Consider the following 285-nt stretch of genomic DNA (forward strand, 5'->3'; position numbering starts at 1 on the left):
TTGTCGTCCTAGGAGCGGCTGGGGGAGATGTCCGGCGGCTCTGGCACGATGTTGTAGTCGCCGGCGAGCGCGACCGGCAGGCCGGTATCGAGCAACTGACCGTCATGCGCGGCGAAACGCTCGTGCCAGGCGAGCTTGTAGTCGAATTTCGGCCCCGGTTGCGGGTTGCCGTTCGGCGCGTAGAGGCAGCCAACAACGACGCCGTCGACCGCCGCCTCGATGTAGCGCGCCTGGCGATCGGCCTCGTCGCCGGGCAGCGCGTGGCGCGTCAGCACGGGTTCTGCG

Annotated in this window: 1 pseudogene; it reads right to left on the reverse strand. The window is 69.1% G+C overall.

Annotated features, from left to right (window positions below):
* Window positions 1-11: 11 nt before the first annotated feature.
* A pseudogene (locus EN824_RS34770) lies at window positions 12-285 on the reverse strand (exodeoxyribonuclease III); the annotation flags it as partial.

The organism is Mesorhizobium sp. M8A.F.Ca.ET.181.01.1.1 (assembly GCF_004792025.1).
Taxonomy (GTDB): Bacteria; Pseudomonadota; Alphaproteobacteria; order Rhizobiales; family Rhizobiaceae; genus Mesorhizobium.